19 protein-coding genes are annotated in these 17,155 nt (G+C 63.9%); 13 read left to right on the top strand and 6 right to left on the bottom strand.

The genetic code is table 11. The features are described 5' to 3' along the window. Nucleotides 1-60 precede the first annotated feature (60 nt). On the top strand, nt 61-645 hold the full coding sequence (locus OIT41_RS16865; protein WP_264636920.1) for an ArsR/SmtB family transcription factor: 585 nt from the start codon (nt 61-63) through the stop codon (nt 643-645). A 187-nt stretch (nt 646-832) separates the two neighbouring features. Beyond that, nucleotides 833-2,170 (top strand): NADP-specific glutamate dehydrogenase, encoded by a 1,338-nt coding sequence (gene gdhA, locus OIT41_RS16860; RefSeq protein WP_264636919.1) that lies wholly within the window; start codon nt 833-835, stop codon nt 2,168-2,170. A gap of 89 nt (nt 2,171-2,259) precedes the next feature. Here the strand turns inward: gdhA and OIT41_RS16855 are convergent, their stop codons facing one another. Next, nucleotides 2,260-3,564: an alpha-hydroxy acid oxidase gene (locus OIT41_RS16855; RefSeq protein WP_319801829.1), complete on the bottom strand. Its 1,305-nt coding sequence runs from the start codon at nt 3,562-3,564 to the stop codon at nt 2,260-2,262. Nucleotides 3,565-3,643: 79 nt separating this feature from the next. Between OIT41_RS16855 and OIT41_RS16850 the strand changes: the two genes are divergently transcribed. Further along, entirely contained in the window at nt 3,644-4,348 is a 705-nt protein-coding gene (locus tag OIT41_RS16850) for a FadR/GntR family transcriptional regulator (protein ID WP_241709308.1), read from the top strand. On the opposite strand, the gene OIT41_RS16845 is transcribed toward OIT41_RS16850, so the two are convergent. Continuing rightward, nucleotides 4,338-5,351: a LacI family DNA-binding transcriptional regulator gene (locus OIT41_RS16845; RefSeq protein ID WP_078107670.1), complete on the bottom strand. Its 1,014-nt coding sequence runs from the start codon at nt 5,349-5,351 to the stop codon at nt 4,338-4,340. The genes OIT41_RS16850 and OIT41_RS16845 overlap by 11 nt on opposite strands. Before the next feature lie 326 nt (nt 5,352-5,677). Here OIT41_RS16845 and OIT41_RS16840 point away from each other — a divergent pair, with 326 nt between their 5' ends. The 3 genes from OIT41_RS16840 to OIT41_RS16830 all read left to right on the top strand — a co-directional run bounded on the left by OIT41_RS16840 (nt 5,678) and on the right by OIT41_RS16830 (nt 7,463). Continuing rightward, nucleotides 5,678-6,820 carry a 3-deoxy-7-phosphoheptulonate synthase gene (locus OIT41_RS16840; protein WP_264636918.1) on the top strand — a complete coding sequence of 381 codons (1,143 nt, stop codon included), beginning with the start codon at nt 5,678-5,680 and terminating at the stop codon, nt 6,818-6,820. 158 nt (nt 6,821-6,978) lie between these two features. Continuing rightward, the gene (locus OIT41_RS16835; RefSeq protein WP_078107672.1) at nt 6,979-7,191 is read left to right on the top strand and encodes a helix-turn-helix domain-containing protein; all 213 of its coding nucleotides are present in this window, start codon (nt 6,979-6,981) and stop codon (nt 7,189-7,191) included. A 173-nt stretch (nt 7,192-7,364) separates the two neighbouring features. Further along, on the top strand, nt 7,365-7,463 hold the full coding sequence (locus OIT41_RS16830) for a 30S ribosomal protein bS22 (RefSeq protein WP_003792170.1): 99 nt from the start codon (nt 7,365-7,367) through the stop codon (nt 7,461-7,463). Between the two features lie 130 nt (nt 7,464-7,593). Here OIT41_RS16830 and OIT41_RS16825 read toward each other — a convergent pair whose 3' ends face one another. After that, a complete protein-coding gene (locus tag OIT41_RS16825; RefSeq protein ID WP_241709310.1) occupies nt 7,594-8,412 on the bottom strand; it encodes an HAD family hydrolase in 819 nt (272 codons plus the stop codon). 77 nt (nt 8,413-8,489) lie between these two features. Between OIT41_RS16825 and OIT41_RS16820 the strand changes: the two genes are divergently transcribed. Both OIT41_RS16820 and OIT41_RS16815 read left to right on the top strand, forming a co-directional pair. Then, a complete protein-coding gene (locus tag OIT41_RS16820; protein ID WP_241709311.1) occupies nt 8,490-8,744 on the top strand; it encodes a glutaredoxin family protein in 255 nt (84 codons plus the stop codon). 51 nt (nt 8,745-8,795) lie between these two features. Continuing rightward, on the top strand, nt 8,796-9,503 hold the full coding sequence (locus OIT41_RS16815; RefSeq protein WP_078107676.1) for a redox-sensing transcriptional repressor Rex: 708 nt from the start codon (nt 8,796-8,798) through the stop codon (nt 9,501-9,503). A 67-nt stretch (nt 9,504-9,570) separates the two neighbouring features. On the opposite strand, the gene OIT41_RS16810 is transcribed toward OIT41_RS16815, so the two are convergent. The 3 genes from OIT41_RS16810 to OIT41_RS16800 form a co-directional block, all read right to left on the bottom strand. Then, nucleotides 9,571-10,416, bottom strand: coding sequence for a hypothetical protein (locus tag OIT41_RS16810; RefSeq protein ID WP_264636917.1), 846 nt, complete (start codon nt 10,414-10,416; stop codon nt 9,571-9,573). Nucleotides 10,417-10,649: 233 nt separating this feature from the next. Continuing rightward, nucleotides 10,650-11,312, bottom strand: a complete 663-nt coding sequence (locus OIT41_RS16805; RefSeq protein WP_264636916.1) for a hypothetical protein — start codon at nt 11,310-11,312, stop codon at nt 10,650-10,652. A gap of 184 nt (nt 11,313-11,496) precedes the next feature. After that, entirely contained in the window at nt 11,497-12,045 is a 549-nt protein-coding gene (locus tag OIT41_RS16800) for a YceI family protein (protein WP_078107679.1), read from the bottom strand. 203 nt (nt 12,046-12,248) lie between these two features. On the opposite strand from OIT41_RS16800, the gene OIT41_RS16795 reads away from it, so the two are divergent. From OIT41_RS16795 to ccsB, 5 genes are read left to right on the top strand one after another with little or no spacing between them, the layout of a single operon-like run. Then, nucleotides 12,249-12,911: a histidine phosphatase family protein gene (locus tag OIT41_RS16795; protein ID WP_241709315.1), complete on the top strand. Its 663-nt coding sequence runs from the start codon at nt 12,249-12,251 to the stop codon at nt 12,909-12,911. A 2-nt stretch (nt 12,912-12,913) separates the two neighbouring features. After that, a complete protein-coding gene (locus tag OIT41_RS16790; protein ID WP_139359661.1) occupies nt 12,914-13,564 on the top strand; it encodes a TlpA family protein disulfide reductase in 651 nt (216 codons plus the stop codon). 14 nt (nt 13,565-13,578) lie between these two features. Beyond that, nucleotides 13,579-14,334, top strand: coding sequence for a cytochrome c biogenesis CcdA family protein (locus OIT41_RS16785; protein WP_078107682.1), 756 nt, complete (start codon nt 13,579-13,581; stop codon nt 14,332-14,334). Next, the gene (locus OIT41_RS16780) at nt 14,334-16,037 is read left to right on the top strand and encodes a cytochrome c biogenesis protein ResB (RefSeq protein WP_264636915.1); all 1,704 of its coding nucleotides are present in this window, start codon (nt 14,334-14,336) and stop codon (nt 16,035-16,037) included. The genes OIT41_RS16785 and OIT41_RS16780 overlap by 1 nt, the downstream gene beginning before the upstream one ends. Continuing rightward, nucleotides 16,037-17,101, top strand: coding sequence for a c-type cytochrome biogenesis protein CcsB (ccsB, locus tag OIT41_RS16775; RefSeq protein WP_241709317.1), 1,065 nt, complete (start codon nt 16,037-16,039; stop codon nt 17,099-17,101). The genes OIT41_RS16780 and ccsB overlap by 1 nt, the downstream gene beginning before the upstream one ends. Nucleotides 17,102-17,155 lie beyond the last annotated feature (54 nt).

Here is a 17,155-nt window from a genome sequence, read left to right as displayed (position 1 = left end):
CCACGCGCATATGCGAAATAGTTGATGCCTTTTGGCGTATATGTCGCTAGGGTGGGAGGCATGGTGACTGACGACGTATTTGCCGTCATTGCTGAGGCAACCCGGCGTGACATTCTGGTTTCCCTCCGCTCTGGGGATAAGGCTGTGGGGGAACTGGTGGAGGAGCTCGCCGCGAGCCAGCCCACCATTTCAAAGCATTTGAAGGTACTCCGCGAGGCGGATCTCGTCAGCATGCGCGCACAGGGGCAAAAACGCTATTACGCGTTGAACCCGAAGCCGCTCGCAGGTGTTGCGAGCTGGCTGGAGACGTTCGACGTCGGTCCCGCGAAGCCCGCGGCCGAAGCCGCGACGCCGGCGCGCAGCCCCCGCCCACGTGCGGCGGGCCAGCCGGAAGCAGCGGGCCAGGGCACTGCGAAGAAGCAGCCCGACAGCGAGCCGCTGGGCACGTCTCCGGCGACCACCGACGTCGAGCGCTCGCCTGAAACCGTTCCCGCCTCGGGAGCTGTTGCCTCCGCCGCAGGAATCGACGACACCAGGCCGCAGCAGATCGGCCGTACGGTTGGCCGTGCCGCCACCAAGGCTGCGGACCTCTTGGCGAACCTGCCGAACCTGCCCAACCTGCCGAAGTTCGGGCGGAAGAAGTAGAAGCAAGCCGGGGTGATCGCGGTCAGGCCCTGGCCGATGTTTCCTGGAAACAGCGCTTTTCGCGGTCCTCTGCCCTCAGCGCTGCCCGGTCGTAATCGGTTCGGATGGAGACTGCCGCGCGACTAATGCGAGCATGACGGGATTGTATGCAGACCCGCCGCTCGGCGCAGAAGTTGTAGGGAGTCACATGGATTCGAGGCTGGAAGCAGTCCGGGACACCGTCTTGGCACGGAACCCGGGCGAGCTGGAATTTCACCAGGCCGTCACCGAGGTCTTTGAAAGCCTCGGCCCGGTACACGACAGGCACCCGGAATTCCTGGAGGGCGCCGTCCTTGAGCGCCTGTGCGAACCGGAACGCCAAATCATCTTCCGCGTCCCGTGGACCGACGACGCCGGACGCGTTCACGTCAACCGTGGTTTCCGCGTCGAGTTCAATTCAGCCTTGGGCCCCTACAAGGGCGGACTGCGCTTCCACCCCTCCGTCTACTTGGGGATCGTCAAGTTCCTCGGTTTCGAGCAAATCTTCAAGAATGCCCTGACAGGCATGCCTATCGGTGGCGGCAAGGGGGGCTCGGACTTCGATCCCCGAGGCCGCTCCGACGCCGAAATCATGCGCTTTTGCCAGTCCTTCATGACCGAGCTGTACCGCCACATCGGCGAATACACGGACGTTCCCGCCGGCGACATCGGCGTGGGAGGCCGCGAGATCGGCTATCTGTTCGGCCAGTACAAGCGCATCACCAACCGCTACGAGTCAGGGGTGCTGACGGGCAAGGGCATGTCGTGGGGCGGCTCCTTGGTCCGTCCGGAAGCGACTGGTTTCGGTACGGTCATCTTTGCGCAAGAGATGCTCAAGACCCGGGGCCAGTCCTTCGATGGCCAACGCGTCGTGGTCTCCGGTTCGGGCAACGTGGCCATCTACGCCATCGCCAAAGCCCAGGCACTTGGCGCCACGGTGGTCGCCTGTTCAGATTCCGCGGGCTACGTGGTTGACGAGGCCGGCATCGACGTCGCGCTGCTCCGCCAGATCAAGGAAGTCGAAAGGGGCCGCCTCACGGAATACGCGGAGCGCCGCCGGGGCGCAAATTATGTGGCCGACGGCTCGGTCTGGGACGTCAACGGCACCGTTGCGCTGCCGTGCGCGACGCAGAACGAGCTCGACGGCGACGCTGCAGCCAAGCTCGTCAGCAACGGTCTGCTGGCCGTCGCCGAAGGCGCCAACATGCCCTCCACCCGTGAAGCCGTTGCCGTCTTCCAGGACGCGGGCATCCTGTTTGCCCCGGGCAAGGCAGCCAACGCCGGCGGCGTGGCGACGTCGGCGTTGGAGATGCAGCAGAACGCCAGCCGCGATTCCTGGTCCTTCGAATACACCGAAGCACGCCTTACGGAAATCATGGTGGGCATCCACGATCGTTGTGCCGCAACCGCGGAGGAATATGGCGCGCCGGGCAACTATGTCCTGGGTGCCAACATCGGCGGCTTCGTGAAGGTCGCGGACGCCATGTTGGCACAGGGCCTCATCTAGCCCACCCACCCAACTAACTCGCATTTGTTGTCGTTTTGACGCCTCAAAACGACACTTACTGCGAGTTAGTTGGGGAGGGCCGCCCTAGGTTAGGTGCCCAGGAGGCGCACGTGGTCCGGGGTGAGTTCCGAGATCCTGGTGACTCCGAGCAGGGCCATGGTGCGGGCCATGTCCTTCTCCAGGATCTGGATGGTGCGGTCCACGCCGGCGCGCCCGCCGGCCATGAGCCCGTAGAGGTACGCCCGGCCGATCAACGTGAAGTCGGCGCCGAGGGCCAGGGCCGCCACGATGTCGGCGCCGCTCATGATGCCCGTGTCCAGGATGACGGCTGCGTCGCTGTTGTCCGCCTTCAGTGCTGCGGAGACCTCCGGAACGAGGTGCAGAGGAATCGGTGCCCGGTCCAGCTGGCGCCCGCCGTGGTTGGAGATCACGACGCCGTCCGCGCCGTGGTCCACCACCTTGCGGGCATCTTCCACCGTCTGAATGCCCTTGACCACGAGCTTGCCCTTCCAGGTTTCGCGCAGCCAGTCCAGGTCATCGAAGGTCAGGGTGGGGTCGAACATGGAGTTGATGAGCTCGGCCACGGTGCCCGTATAGCGGGAGAGCGAGGCGAAGGTCAGCGGCTCGTGCGTGAGGAAGTTGAACCACCAGGCGGGCCTGTACGAGGCATCCAGGACGGTTTTCACGGTGAGTGCCGGCGGAATGGTCATGCCGTTGCGGACGTCCCGCAGCCGGGCACCCGCGACGGCGGTGTCCACCGTGACCATGAGGGTATCGTTTCCGGCCTTTGCGGCGCGCTCGATCAGTTCCAGGGAACGGTCCCTGTTTGTCCACAGGTACAGCTGGAACCAGTTGCGGCCGTTCGGGGCCGCCGCGGCCACGTCCTCGATGGAGGCCGTGCCCATCGTGGAGAGGGTGTAGGGAATACCAGCGGCTTCGGCCGCCTGCGAACCCGCGTACTCACCTTCCGACTGCATCATGCGAGTGAACCCCGTGGGCGCGATGCCGAACGGAAGCCTGGATTCCTTGCCCAGGATCTTGGTCCTGAGATCAATCCTGGAGACGTCGCGCAGGATCCCCGGCCGGAACTCGATGTCCTGGAACGCCTGGCGGGCCCGGCGAAGGGTGATCTCCGCCTCCGCCGCACCGTCCGTGTAGTCGAACGGCGCCTGCGGAGTGCGGCGCTTGGCCATGTCCCGCAGTTCCCAAATGGTGGATGCGCGGCGCAACTTCGCAGCGCTGCTGAACTCTGGCTTCTTGAACTTCATGAGCGGCGCCAGGTCCGCGTACCTGGGAACCCGGCGCTTGAGTGCAGCGGGACGCCCGACGTCGGCGGGTGCGTTTGCGGGGACCCCAAAGGAAGGTGCGCTGCTCGGCTGGACGGTCTGCGTCATGGTGCTGTCTCCCGTGTGCTTGTGTGGTTAGACCACACTCTAGGCTATGTGGTCCAACCACATCAACTATTATTTATCCATGCGAACGCACGAGCTCGTCCTGAGTTGGATCGAAAAGCAATTGTCCGATGGGCACTTGGTCCTTGGTGGGCGGCTCCCCGCCGAGCGGGCGCTGGCCGAACAATTGGAAGTATCCCGGACCTCCGTCCGCGAAGCCATCCGGATCCTGGAGGCCATGGGCTTGGTACGGGCAGGTGTCGGTTCTGGCAAGGACGCAGGGACGGTGGTCATCGCGGAACCGGCCACGGCGCTCGGCTCCGCGCTACGCCTCCACGTGGCCACGCAGCATTTGCCGGTCGCTGACATCGTGGAAACCCGGGTCCTGCTCGAGTCGTGGGCGGTGTCCCGCGCCAAGGCCGACGCCCCGGAACTCGAGGAAGCAGCGAGGCTCCTGGACGAAATGGACGCAAGCCCCGCCGTCGACGATTTCCTCGCCTTGGATGTCGCCTTCCACTTGGCGCTGGCGGAAGCTGCGGGGAATACGGTGGTGAGCACCATCATGGGCTCGCTCCGCGAAGCGATCGAGGGATACGCCGCGGCGCTGACGGCGAACCTGCCGGATTGGGACAGCACCGCCCATCGCCTGCGGTCCGAGCACCGCGCCATTTTGGACGCGGTCAACGACGGCGACGGCGGCCGGGCGGCCACGCTCGTTGCCGCGCACATCGAGGGGTACTACAGGGAGGCGGGGCTGGGGAAGGCCCCGGTGGAAACTAGGCCTTGACAGGTCCGGTGCTTCCCCTGAGCTCAATCCGCGGCGGGAAGTAGTTCGTGGGGGAGACGGCGTCGTTGGTCTGGATCTGCTCGCGCATGCGGCGCCACGCAAGGTCGCCGAGGTCGGAGATCGGCACGGCGGCGGTAGTCAGCGGAGGCATGGTGTACCGGGCGAAGGGCATGTCGTCGAAGCCGGTGAGCGACAAGTCTTCCGGCACGCGGATCCCGCGCTGGCTCAGTCCGCTCAAGAGGCCCATCGCGGCGACGTCGTTGAAGACGAGGATTCCGGTGGCGCCGCACGAGGCGACGGCATCGCTCGACTCGAAACCGGCGTCGAACGTGTTGCCTCCAGGAATGAACTGCAATTCGACGTTCGGGAACTCGGCGGTGAACTTCTCGAGCCCGCGCAGGCGCTGCACGTTTGACGCGCTGCGGTCCGGTCCTGTCAGGTACGCCAGTTTGCGATGGCCCAGCTCAACCAAGTGGGCGGCAAGTTCCTGGATGCCTTGGCCGTAATCCACCACGAGGCTGGGAGTGGGTACAGACTCGGTGGTCCGGTTGATGAGGACGAGCGGATAGAGCGAGGGAGCGAGTTCTTCCAGTTCGGCGTCGCTCATGCGGGGGGCGCACAGAACGACGCCGTCGCATCGCCTCCGGGCTTCCCCGGCCAGGATCGCTTCTTCGCTGGAGACTTCGGACGAGTCCGCTATCAGCACGCGGTAGCCGTCGCGGGCGGCCGCAATGCTCAGCCCGCGGAGAATGGCCTGGAACGTGGGGTTGGACAGGTCCGGCACCACGATTCCGATAGTGTCCGTTTTTCCGAGGGCCAGGCTGCGGCCAACCGGGTTTGGCTTGTACTTCAGCTCCGAAGCGGCTGCGCGCACGCGGGCGGCAATGTCGGCGTCCACGGTGGTGTTACCGTTCATGACGCGGGAAACGGTGGCATGCGAAACGCCGGCCATGGATGCCACATCTGCGATGCCCACCCGCCGGGTGTTCCTTCTGCCTGGCATGGTTTCCTTCCTGGAGTTGGGGCCGCGCTGTTCCCAGCTCCCCGGGGACGTTTGTCCTGAGGTGAAGTTTATAGTGCGTGGGGAAACGGTTTCCCTTGATGTCGTTGCATTTCGATTTGCGGGCATCCGGAGCCTGGCGCTATGGTTTCGCTATGACTAACCGTTGGTATGCGTATTTTTCGTTGGCTCTGGAGGGGCCCGCGTCTAACTGACACGCATCCAACTTTCCTTCAGAGCCAACAGGGCAGAGATCATTCTCTGCCCTTCGCCATTTCCAGGCGGGCTCTGAGCAGGGTCCGCACCTCTTTCGGAACAGGACCCCTTTCATGACCAGCATCGCTGCAGAGCCCACCACAGTAAGTGCCGACGTCGAGAATACCGGCGCGCAGTCGACGTCGAACCTGCGCGTCAGCCGCTTCGAGCCGCTCCCCACGCCGCAGGAAATCATCACGGAACTGCCGCTTGACGCGAGGGCCTCCGCCGTCGTCGAGCGCGGACGCGATGGAGTCCGCGCCATCATGGACGGCGTGGACGATCGGCTCCTGGTGATTGTTGGCCCGTGCTCCATCCACGATCCGAAGGCGGGCCTGGAATACGCACGCAGGCTGGTCAGCCAGGCGGAGAAGCACAAGGAAGACCTGCTCATCGTCATGCGGGCGTACTTCGAGAAGCCGCGCACCACGGTGGGCTGGAAGGGCCTCATCAACGATCCCCACCTGGACGGCAGCCACGACATCGCGGCCGGGCTCCGGGCGGCACGTGGCTTCCTCCAGCAAGTCACAGCCTTGGGCCTGCCGACCGCCACCGAGTTCCTGGAACCCATCAGCCCGCAATACATGGCCGACCTCGTGGCGTGGGGCGCCATCGGTGCGAGGACCACCGAGAGCCAGATCCACCGTCAGCTCGCCTCCGGACTGTCCATGCCCATCGGCTTCAAGAACGGGACCGACGGCGACCTCCAAGTCGCGATCGATGCCTGCGGTGCTTCCGCGGCACCCCAGGCGTTCCTGGGGATCGACGGCGACGGTCGCGCCGCGCTGGTGGCGACGTCGGGCAACCCCGACGCGCATGTAATCCTGCGCGGTGGCCGCAAGGGTCCGAACTACGCCGCCGACCAGGTGGCTGCTGCCTCGAAGAAGCTCGCGGCGAAGGGGCTGAACCCGCGTCTGATCGTTGACGCGAGCCATGCCAACAGCGGCAAGAGCCACCATCGCCAGGCGGAAGTCGCGTTGGAGATCGGCGCGCAGGTGGAAAATGACGTTGCTTCGCCGATCGCAGGCGTCATGCTGGAAAGCTTCCTTGTCGGTGGGGCGCAGAACCTGGATGTGGAGCGGCAGTCGGCTGGGGAACAGGAGCTGGTGTACGGCCAGAGCGTCACCGATGCCTGCATGGAGTGGGACATCACGGTGTCCGTCCTGAACCAGCTGGCCGCCTCGGCGCGCAAGCGTCGGATGGCTGGTTCCAACTAGGGAGATCCTCGTCTCCAGTTCGCCGAAAGACTTTCACTTTGGTACCAGCAGCCTCTAGAGTATCTAGCACATGGTTGTTTGATGGCTCAGCATCGGCACACCAGGTAATGAATGCTGGGGTTCGCCGCTAACCGCTGAGAGCAAAGGAATATGGAGAAATGTCCGCAGAGACTAACTTCTCGAACGCGCGTTTCATGACCGTGGCTGAAGTTGCCGAAGTCCTCCGGGTTTCCAAAATGACCGTGTACCGTCTGGTTCACTCGGGAGAATTGCCGGCCGTCCGATTCGGACGATCATTCCGTGTCCCCGAGGAAGCTGTGAGCCAGTACCTCAAGGGCGCGGTTGTCGACGGACACTCGGAGACCGCTTGAGTCCTGCCTGGTTCCCGAAAGGGCCGGCGGTCATTGGGTGCCCCCGATAAGCGGTACCCTGTTAAGGAACGTTTTACGTCATTGTAAGAATCTGTCAGTTGTAAAGTCTGTTGCTCAGTTCAAGGACCTCACCCAGCAGACAGAGTCTCAATCTAGTTTGGTAAGGAACTTACGTGGGTTCAGTTATTAAGAAGCGCCGCAAGCGTATGGCCAAGAAGAAGCACCGCAAACTGCTTCGCAAGACCCGCCACCAGCGTCGCAATAAGAAGTAGAGATACTTCCTCCAGCGTGAATGCCCGTTGCCTCCCGAGGCGGCGGGCATTTTTGCGTCCACGCCCCGGTAACGCCCGCTCACGTATGTGAGCGGGGGTTGCCGGGGAGGCGGGTATATGTGAGCGGGGGTTAGCCCCGCGGGCCGCGGAACTTGGAGAAACCCCGCCACAAACCGTAGACGGCGCCTCCGACAGTCGCGGCCTTGAGGCCGAGCGTCGCTGCCCGACGGCCGGAACGGAAGTCATAAACAGGCCAGTTGTTCTCCCGCGCGTGGCGGCGCAACCGGGAATCTGGATTGATGCACACCGGGTGGCCCACCAAAGTGAGGAGCGGGATGTCGTTATGTGAATCGCTGTAGGCCCAGCATCGCTTCAGGTCCAGGCCTTCTTCGTCCGCTACGCGCCGCACAGCCACGGCTTTGGCAGGCCCGTGGAGGATCTCGCCCACCAACCTGCCCGTATAGGCACCGTCTTCAACCTCGCCCACGGTACCCAGGGCGCCGGTCAGGCCGAGCCGCGTGGAGATGACGGTGGCAACCTCGATGGGCGTCGCGGTCACGAGCCAGACCTTCCGGCCAACCCGCAGGTGCTGTTCCGCCAAGGCCTTGGTACCCGGCCAGATCCGCGACTCGATCATCTCGTCATAGACCTCTTCGCCCAGCTCCCTGATGTCGGACACCTTGATGCCGGCGGCGAGGACCAACGCGGAATCCCGGACGGAATGGACATCCTCCATTTTTTCGCCCCGCAGCACGAACTTGAACTGCTTCCAGGCAAAACCCGCGGCCTGGGAGAGCGTGAAGGCCTTGCGTTCGTACATTTTGCGGGCGACATGGAAGAGGCTGGCACCCTTCATGAGGGTGTTGTCGACGTCGAAGAATGCGGCTTCGCCGTGTTGCTGCGTTGCAGCCGGCGCGGTGGCCACAACGGCGTTCTTCTCGACGGGCATGCCATGAGTCTAGTCAATCGCCCGGCCTCCTGCCGTTCGCGACGGCTCCGTCGACGCGGAAGCGATACCGTTGAACCATGCCAAATCCCGACGTCGTACTCCTCACCAAAGCTGACTGCCACCTTTGCGCCGAGGCGCGTGACGCCGTCGAACGCGTGACCTCAAGCCTCGGGCTCACGTGGACGGAACAATCGATCGACACCGACCCGGTACTGCGCGAGCGCTACGCCGAGGAGATCCCCGTGCTCTTCGTGGACGGAATCCAGCGGGATTTCTGGAAAATCGATGAGGCACGGTTGGTACGGCTCCTGAAGAAGGCCATCGCAGCCTGAACATGCGTGCGGTGCTTTGTTGGCAATAGAGTGGGAAAACAAAGCGACGCAATGGAGAAGAACGTGACTGCGCTGGAACCGTCCGCCGAAGCTGTTCCCGGGGACAAGGACTCTGCGGCGAAGCAGATACCGCCCGCGGCTGTGGCCCGGATGACGCTTTACCTGCGCGCCCTGAACTCCCTGCTGGGCGAAGGCGTGGAGCGGGTTTCTTCCGAAGCGTTGGCCGAGGCGTCGGGAGTCAGCTCGTCCACTTTGCGCAAGGACCTCTCCTATGTCGGCTCCTATGGAACGCGTGGCGTGGGATACGAGGTCCAGTACCTGAGCCGTCACATCGCTGCGGCGCTCGGCCTGACCCACGACTGGAAAGTGGCCATTGTGGGCGCCGGCAACCTCGGCAAGGCCTTGGCACGATACGGCGGATTCGAGTCCCGAGGTTTCGACGTCGTGGCAATCCTCGACGCCGATCCCATGGTCATCGGGAACGAAGTCGGCTGGCTGCGGGTCAGCGACGCCGCCAATCTTGAAGCGGTCCTTCAGCGGACCGGCACCAACATGGTTGTCCTGGCCCTTCCCGCCGCGGTGGCACAGGACGTCTGCGACCGGGTGATCAGCGCGGGCATCCGCAGCATCCTGAGCTTTGCTCCGGTGCTGCTGCAGGTGCCGCCTTACGTGAACCTGCGCAAAGTGGACATGGCCACTGAGCTTCAGATCCTGGCGTACCACGCACAACGGGCACAGACCCCGGGCCAGGCCATTTAGGCCGAGCCGGGTCTGCGCCCGTTGTTGGTTTCTTAGCTATAGGCCTATCGGCCGTACGGCGCTGTGCTTATCGGCCGTACGGCGGCTGGCCGTAGGGGTTGGCGAACGGCTGGGCCTTCCGGAAATAGGGTGCCGAAGCCGGCAAATACAGCAGCACGATCGCGGCGATGCCCAGGAGGATGGTGATGGTGCCCATGCCGAGCTGGGTCAGCCCGAACAGGGAAATTGCGGCAAAGACCGTGCCCAGGATGCGGGCCCAGTTCTTGCCTTTGCGGACCTTGAACGCAACCAGCGCGTAGAGCCCGGCAAAGACCACCGAGAAAATAACCAGGAAGGTGATCGCAATGCTGATGAAGGTGCTCGTGTCGACGCCGGAAGCGTTGTTTCCCTGCGCCGCCAAGGCCTGATCGAACATGCTCCTGCCTGCAGGCGAGTTCAGCGTCGCGATAGTGAAGGGAATGCCGATCAAGGTCAGTACACCGGCGGCAATCATGAGCCAGAAGGAGATGTTGACCAACTGGGGGACTCCGGAGGTCGCAGCAGGCTGCTGGCTCGGCCACGTGGTGGGGCCGCCCTGCCCGTACTGCGGGACGGGAGACTGGCCGTACTGCGGATGCTGAGGTGCCTGCTGCCCGTACTGCGGAGCCTGCTGCCCATACTGGGGCGCGGAAGGCTGGCCGTACTGGGGCGCGGAAGGCTGGCCGTACTGCGGTGCGGAGGGTTGGCCGTAAGGGGGCTGCTGACCCTGCTGCGGTGACTGCTGGCCGTATTGCGGCGTCTGCTGGCCGTACTGCGGAGCTTGCTGCCCGTATTGCGGCTGCTGACCCGGCTGGGGTGCCTGTTGCCCGTATTTCGGCTGCTCAGGTGTGGGATTTTCGCCCGGAGTGGACGGCGGGTACGGAGGGGTGCTCATGGCATTCCTTTGCGTGTCGACTGCAGATACGGCTGCCGGGTGCATCGTGCCCTGCCCCCAGCTCGGCTTAATCCCACCGTACCCCGACGGCGCGGCGCTGATGAGGATTCGTGCCAAGAATTCTGGCTTGACGCGGTCCGGCGGATCTCCCGCGAATCCTAGGGGGACAAAGGGAAGGCCGCGGGGTCCTCCGAGGACCTGCCGCGGCCTTCAGCCGTGGTTCTGCGGTGTTGTTAGACGAAATGCTTCCGGGACTCCGGAAGCCACATCAGGACGGCGGCCGCGACGGCTACTGCCGATCCGATGAAGTTGAGGTTGAGGGTAACCACTTGGAGCAAAAGGGAAATTACCGCAAACGCTCCCAGGATGGTCAGGACCAGTCGCGCCCAGCGCGAGCCTTCCTTGAGCCGAATGGCAATGAAGACGTAAAGGGCTGCGAAGACCAGGCTGAAAATCAGGCCCACAATGCCCGCGCCCACCATCATCCCGCCGAAGACATCGCGCAACGTGAAGATGTTGATGAAGCTGGCAAGAACACCCAAAGCGGCAGCCGCGACCCACAACCAGTAGGAGATGGACAGTTGTTGCGGCACTCCGGTGGTGTCCCGGAAGCGCTGCGCGACGTTGTTGAAGTGGAGTCCGAAAGTGTTCCGCGCCGGCGCCGCGTAGCCGAGCCCTGCCGGCGGGGCGGCGTTGGGACCTGCCGGCGCGCCAAAGGCGGGCTGACCCGGCTGCTGGTAGCCGGGGGCGGGCTGCTGGTAGGACGGGGGTGCTTGGTAGGAGGGAGGTGGCTGGTATCCCCGCGGAGGCTGGTAACCCGCAGGAGGGACATTGCCGGGCTGCGGTGGCTGGGCTCCGGGCTGCTGGGGCTGCGGAGCTTCGTTTGGGTTACTCATGGCTTCACTTTAGACCTGAGGTTTAAGGATTCATAGGAAATTCTTGGCTAATTCGCCGCTAAGCATCGGCTTTTCCGAGAACAATGGGCGGGTGATTCCGCAAGCAAAAAAACGGCGCCTCCGGGGCAGCACACGGGATCGCGTGCAGCCCCGAAGGCGCTGGTCAGTCCGGAAAAACGGTGGACTAGGCGGCAGGTGCGATGAAGGCCAGTTCGAGGTTGATGACAACCTTGTCGCTGACCAGCACGCCGCCGGCTTCGAGCACAGCGTTCCAGGTCAAGCCGAAGTCCTTGCGGCTGATGGTGGTCTCACCGGAGACGCCCGCGCGGGTGTTGCCGAACGGGTCAACGGCGACGCCGTTGAACTCGGTCTCGATGGTGACCTCTTTGGAAACGCCCTTGATGGTCAGATCGCCCACGAGGTCGAAGCTGTCGCCATTGGCCTTGACGTGGCGGGAGACGAAGGTGATCTCGGGGAACTTCTCCACGTCGAAGAAGTCTTCGCCCTTCACGTGGCCGTCGCGGTTGGCGTCGCCCGAGTCGAAGCTGGCGGTCGCGATGGTTGCGGCGACCTTGGAGTCGGCCAGGCTGCTGCCGAGGTCAAGGGTCGCTTCGGCTTCGGTGAACTGGCCGCGGACCTTGCTGATGCCTGCGTGGCGGACGGTGAAGCCGATCTCGCTGTGGGAGTTGTCGAGGGTCCAGACGCCGGTGGTGACGTTTGCGGGAAGGGTCATGGGGTTCTCCTTGGGAAGGTGTGATCGTAGCTTCATCGGTCGTTCGGCGATACTTAGTTGAAGTATCAACCGAACCTTGTGTCCAGTATAAACATGCAAATGCATCTTTTATTCCACCTTCAGGGAACATTCTGAAGAAACTTTCAGTTCTACGAAACGTAGAAGATTTCAGATCGCCCGCCTTCTTTGAGAAACTGGTAAACATGCCCCAAGCAACTGTCCATCTGCTCCGCCATGGCGAGGTCTACAATCCCGACGGCATTCTGTACGGCAGACTGCCCGAATTCCACCTCTCCGAACGCGGCCGCGAGATGGCCAAGATGCTCGCTGACCACTTCGCTGCCCGCGTCGCACAGGGGGCGAACATCGTCTACCTTGTCTCCTCACCATTGACCCGCGCGCAGGAAACCGCCCTGCCCACTTCCCAAGCGTTGGACCTCCAGATCCACACGGAACCGCGGATCATCGAAGCCGAGAACCACTTCGAGGGGCTCAAGGCCAACATCTCCGAATTCATCAAGCCCAAGCACTGGATCGAGTACCGCAACCCGCTGCGTCCGTCCTGGGGCGAGTCCTACCAGGCCCAGGTGACCCGCATGCGGGCCGCCGTCGAGGACGCCCGGCTGAAGGCGATCGAACTTGGCGGCGACGGCGCGGAAGCCATCCTCGTCAGCCATCAGCTTCCCATCTACGCCACGCGCCTCAGCGCCGAGGGCCGCCGCCTGTGGCACGATCCGCGCAAGCGCGAGTGCACGCTGACGTCCCTGACTTCCCTGGTGTTCGACGACGGCAAGGTTGCGCGGGTGGAGTACAGCGAGCCCGCCGCCGTGCTGCTGCCTGGTGCCGCCAGGACCCCCGGAGCATGACAATGGACCGCAACACCACCAGCCGCAAGACCAGCGGCCAGAAGCTCAATGCAGCGCTGACCTCGCGACGTGGCTTCCTCGCCGTTGGGGGAGTGGCACTCTCTGCGCTGACCATGGGCCTGTCCGCCTGTGCCCAGGAAGACGCCCTGGCCCAGCAAGCCAAAGCGGGCGACAACAAGAACTACGTCGCCGGGGACGGCTCGGTGACCGAATTCGCCAAAGCGGACCGCAAGGCCGCCGTCGGGATCAAGGGCACTTTGTTCGACGGAACTGCCGTGACCCCGCAGGACCTGCTTGGCAAGGTAACCGTCCTCAACTTCTGGTTCGCCGCATGTGCGCCGTGCCGGGTTGAAGCGCCGATTCTCGAGGAACTGCACCAGGAGTTCAAGAGCAAGGGCGTCCAGTTCTACGGTGTGAACCTCCGGGACGAGAAGGCCACGGCCGACGCGTTCGACCAGACGTTCAAGCTCACGTACCCCAGCTTCAACGACAAAGACGGCGCCGTGCTGCTGTCCGTCTCCGGCATTGTGCCTCCCGGTGCGGTGCCCACCACCCTGGTCCTGGACAAAGAAGGCAAGGTTGCCGCCCGCGTCCTGGGCGAGATCGACAAGAGCACGCTCAAGGCACTCATCACCACCGCGGTTGCCGAGTAGGTGGCCCCGACAGCGTGAACAGTCCTTTCGCCGAGACCATCCTGAGCGGTTCCTTGCTGCTGGCCATTCCCGTGGCTTTGCTGGCAGGACTCGTGTCTTTCCTGTCGCCGTGCGTCCTGCCTTTGGTGCCTGGCTACCTTGGCTACGTGACCGGGCTGACCGGCGTCGACCTCCAGAAGCAAAGGCGCGGGCGCATGCTCGCCGGAATCGGCCTGTTCGTCCTCGGATTCTCCGTGATTTTTGTCCTGCTCGGTGGCGCCTTCGGCCAATTGGGCACCCTCATCACCGGCCCGCAGAACGCGTGGGTCACTCAATTGCTGGGCGTGTTGGTGATCATCATGGGAGTCGTCTTCCTGGGTGGCTTCGGCTGGTTGCAGCGTGACGCCAAAATCCACGCCAAGCCGCCTGCCGGGCTGTGGGGTGCCCCGCTGCTGGGCATCACGTTCGGACTCGGCTGGGCTCCCTGCATTGGCCCCACCTATTCCGCAGTCCAGTTGCTGAGCCTTTCCGGGGGATCGTCCGCGGCGAAGGGGGCCCTCCTGGCGTTTGTCTATAGTCTTGGCCTTGGCATTCCCTTCCTGTTGATAGCCCTCGCGGTCCGCCGGGGGATGGGTGTGATGTCCTTCTTCCGCAAGCACCGCCTGGCCATCCAGCGCATTGGCGGGGGCATCTTGATCCTCCTGGGAATCCTGATGGCCACGGGAGTGTGGGGCGCCTGGGTCACCGGGCTGCAGTACTGGTTCCAAACCGATGTGAAGTTGCCGATCTGATGAGCGAGCCCGTGCAAGGTAAAAAGAAGTCCAACAAGTCCGCCAGCAAGCCTGCCGGAGCTGACAAGGCGATCAATAAGGCCAAGGCCGAGGCAGCACTGCCTGTCCTGGGGATCATAGGCATGCTGCGCTGGGCCTGGACCCAGCTGACCAGCATGCGTACTGCGCTGTTCCTGCTGCTGCTCCTCGCCGTCGCGGCGGTTCCCGGCTCGCTCTTCCCGCAGCGGCCGGCGAACCCTTCGATCGTGACGCAGTACATCAGCGACCACCCGGACTACGGCAAGCTCCTGGACTCGGTGCAGCTATACGACGTGTACTCCTCGGCCTGGTTCTCGGCGATCTACATCCTCCTGTTCATCTCCCTCATCGGCTGTGTGACACCCCGGGCCATCGCCCACTACAAGGCAATGCGCTCGCAGCCGCCGCGGACCCCCAAGCGTCTCTCCCGCCTCCCGGAATACGGCACGCTGGTGCTGCCCGCCGACGCCGGGATCCCGGCGTCGAAGGCTATCGCGGACGCCGCCGCCGTGCTGAAGAAGCGCCGCTACCGCGTGGAGGTGCGCGACGCCGACGGCGCCATGCCCTCCCTCGGCGCCGAGCGGGGCTTCCTCAAGGAAGTGGGCAACCTGGTGTTCCACGCTTCGCTGATCGGAGTGTTGGTTTCGGTGGCGGTCGGCGGACTGTTCGGCTACAGCGGCCAGCGCATCCTCGTTGAGGGCGATACCTTCGTCAACACCTTGGTGGGCTATGACCAATTCAGCCCGGGCACCAACTTCCAGAGCAGCTGGCTGCAGCCGTACTCCATCCAGCTGGACAAGTTCGACGTCCAGTTCGACCGGGAATCGCCGGCGCACTTCGGCCAGCCGATCGACTTCACGGCGGACGTCACCACCAAGGAAACCCCGGACTCGCCCGCCAAGAAGCAGGTCCTCAAGGTCAACGATCCCGTCTCCCTCGGCGACACCAGCATTTACCTCACGGGCAACGGCTACGCTCCCGTAGTCACCGTCCGCGACGGCGCCGGCAACATCGCCATGCAGGGGCCGGTGGTAGCCAAGCTTCAAGGTGACAACTACTACTCGTCGGTGGTCATCAAGGTTCCCGATGCCAAGCCCGATCAGCTCGGCTTCGCGGGGTTCTTCCTGCCCACGGCGATGGTGACGGACAAGGGTCTCGCCTACAGCGGCGATCCTTCGCTCATCAACCCGCAGTTGAACCTCAACTCGTACTACGGCGACCTTGGCCTGAACAATGGTGCCCCGCAGAACGTCTTCGAGCTCGACGTCGCAAAGCTGACCCCGCTCAACGGCCGGGGAATGGCTAACAAGGCCATCGCGATCGCGCCCGGAGGCACGTACACGCTTCCGGACGGCAAGGGCAGCATCACTTTCGACGGCGTCAAGAAGTACGTTGGCGTCGACATCCACCACAATCCCGGGCAGGCCACCGCGCTCGTGTTCGCCCTGTTGGCGGTCGCCGGATTGATTCTCTCCCTCTACCTGAACCGCCGCCGCGTCTGGGTCCGCACCGGAACCCACGAGGACGGGCGCACAATGGTAGAGTACGGCCTTCTTGCCCGCGGCGAGGACCATAGGCTCGCCGGCGAAGCTGCCGCGATCCGCGAACTGCTGCAACGAGAATGGCTGCTCACCACCGAACAGTCCACCGAAACCGTTTCTTCCTCAACCTCGAAGGACCAGTAATGCTCCCCATCAACGAAACCATGGGCCAGTACAGCGAGCTTTTCATGCTGCTCGCGGCCGGTACCTACACGGTGGCGTTCATCGCTTTCGCGTGGGACCTCGCCAAGAGCAGCAAGATGCTGAAAGCGGTGGACCTGAAAGCGGCCTCTTCGGTGGCAGCCGAGGTCAAGGTTCCGGTCGCCGCCGGCCGTGCCGGTGGAAACGACGTCGGGGGACCTGCGGGCCGTACCGAGCGCCCGACGTCGGCGATCACCTCCGTCAGCCAGACCGCCGGCGGTGACATGAAGTACGCCGCCGAGCGCCGCATTCCGGCCCGCGTTGCGGTGGCAGTGGCGATCATCGGCGTGGTCATCCACGGTGCCGGGGTCATCACCCGTGCGCTCGGCGCAGGCCGCGTGCCGTGGGGAAACATGTACGAGTTCCTGACCACCGGCGCTTTCCTGGTGGTGGCTGTCTTCCTGCTCTCGCTCATCCGCCGCGACCTGCGCTTCCTGGGCACCTTCGTGCTCGGCCTCGCCGTGATCATGATGGTGGCGGCATCGGTGACGTACTGGACCCCGGTGGGCCACCTGGTTCCGGCGCTCCAAAGCTACTGGCTGGTCATCCACGTTTCCATCGCAGTCATGTCCGCGTCCTTGTTCACCTTGACATTCGCCATGTCAGCCCTGCAGCTGCTGCAATCACACCGCCAGAAGACCTTGGCTGCCGGCGGTGTGGACAGGCTGGGCTTCATGCGGCTCGTACCGAACGCGTTGAGCCTGGAAAACCTGTCCTACCGCATCAACACCGTGGGATTCGTGGGTTGGACCTTCACCCTCATGTTCGGCGCCATCTGGGCCGAGAAAGCCTGGGGCCGCTTCTGGGGTTGGGACACGAAGGAAGTCTGGACGTTCGTCATCTGGGTGGTCTATGCCGGATACTTGCACGCACGCGCCACCCGCGGCTGGACAGGAACCCGCGCAGCCTGGTTGTCGATTGCGGGCTACCTGTGCGTGATCTTCAACTTCACCGTGGTCAACGTGTTCTTCAACGGCCTGCACTCGTACTCGGGGCTCCCGCAGTAAGTTCAACGTGCTGAAGTCCGCGGGCCGGGTCCGCGGGCATCAGTTGACGCCCGC

The sequence above is a fragment of the Arthrobacter sp. YA7-1 genome (assembly GCF_025960325.1).
GTDB lineage: Bacteria > Actinomycetota > Actinomycetes > Actinomycetales > Micrococcaceae > Arthrobacter > Arthrobacter bambusae_A.
This window is presented reverse-complemented; position numbering and strand designations above follow the sequence as displayed.

Bases quoted from the DNA above. Each gene is read 5' to 3' on its own strand.
- OIT41_RS16845 (WP_078107670.1), bottom strand. From the start codon at position 5,351: ATGCCAGGCAGAAGGAACACCCGGCGGGTGGGCATCGCAGATGTGGCA.
- OIT41_RS16840 (WP_264636918.1), top strand. From the start codon at position 5,678: ATGACCAGCATCGCTGCAGAGCCCACCACAGTAAGTGCCGACGTCGAG.
- OIT41_RS16810 (WP_264636917.1), bottom strand. From the start codon at position 10,416: ATGAGCACCCCTCCGTACCCGCCGTCCACTCCGGGCGAAAATCCCACA.
- OIT41_RS16820 (WP_241709311.1), top strand. From the start codon at position 8,490: ATGCCAAATCCCGACGTCGTACTCCTCACCAAAGCTGACTGCCACCTT.
- OIT41_RS16805 (WP_264636916.1), bottom strand. From the start codon at position 11,312: ATGAGTAACCCAAACGAAGCTCCGCAGCCCCAGCAGCCCGGAGCCCAG.
- OIT41_RS16865 (WP_264636920.1), top strand. From the start codon at position 61: ATGGTGACTGACGACGTATTTGCCGTCATTGCTGAGGCAACCCGGCGT.
- OIT41_RS16790 (WP_139359661.1), top strand. From the start codon at position 12,914: ATGGACCGCAACACCACCAGCCGCAAGACCAGCGGCCAGAAGCTCAAT.
- ccsB (WP_241709317.1), top strand. From the start codon at position 16,037: ATGCTCCCCATCAACGAAACCATGGGCCAGTACAGCGAGCTTTTCATG.
- OIT41_RS16780 (WP_264636915.1), top strand. From the start codon at position 14,334: ATGAGCGAGCCCGTGCAAGGTAAAAAGAAGTCCAACAAGTCCGCCAGC.
- OIT41_RS16850 (WP_241709308.1), top strand. From the start codon at position 3,644: ATGCGAACGCACGAGCTCGTCCTGAGTTGGATCGAAAAGCAATTGTCC.
- OIT41_RS16835 (WP_078107672.1), top strand. From the start codon at position 6,979: ATGTCCGCAGAGACTAACTTCTCGAACGCGCGTTTCATGACCGTGGCT.
- OIT41_RS16825 (WP_241709310.1), bottom strand. From the start codon at position 8,412: ATGCCCGTCGAGAAGAACGCCGTTGTGGCCACCGCGCCGGCTGCAACG.
- gdhA (WP_264636919.1), top strand. From the start codon at position 833: ATGGATTCGAGGCTGGAAGCAGTCCGGGACACCGTCTTGGCACGGAAC.
- OIT41_RS16795 (WP_241709315.1), top strand. From the start codon at position 12,249: ATGCCCCAAGCAACTGTCCATCTGCTCCGCCATGGCGAGGTCTACAAT.
- OIT41_RS16815 (WP_078107676.1), top strand. From the start codon at position 8,796: ATGGAGAAGAACGTGACTGCGCTGGAACCGTCCGCCGAAGCTGTTCCC.
- OIT41_RS16800 (WP_078107679.1), bottom strand. From the start codon at position 12,045: ATGACCCTTCCCGCAAACGTCACCACCGGCGTCTGGACCCTCGACAAC.
- OIT41_RS16855 (WP_319801829.1), bottom strand. From the start codon at position 3,564: ATGACGCAGACCGTCCAGCCGAGCAGCGCACCTTCCTTTGGGGTCCCC.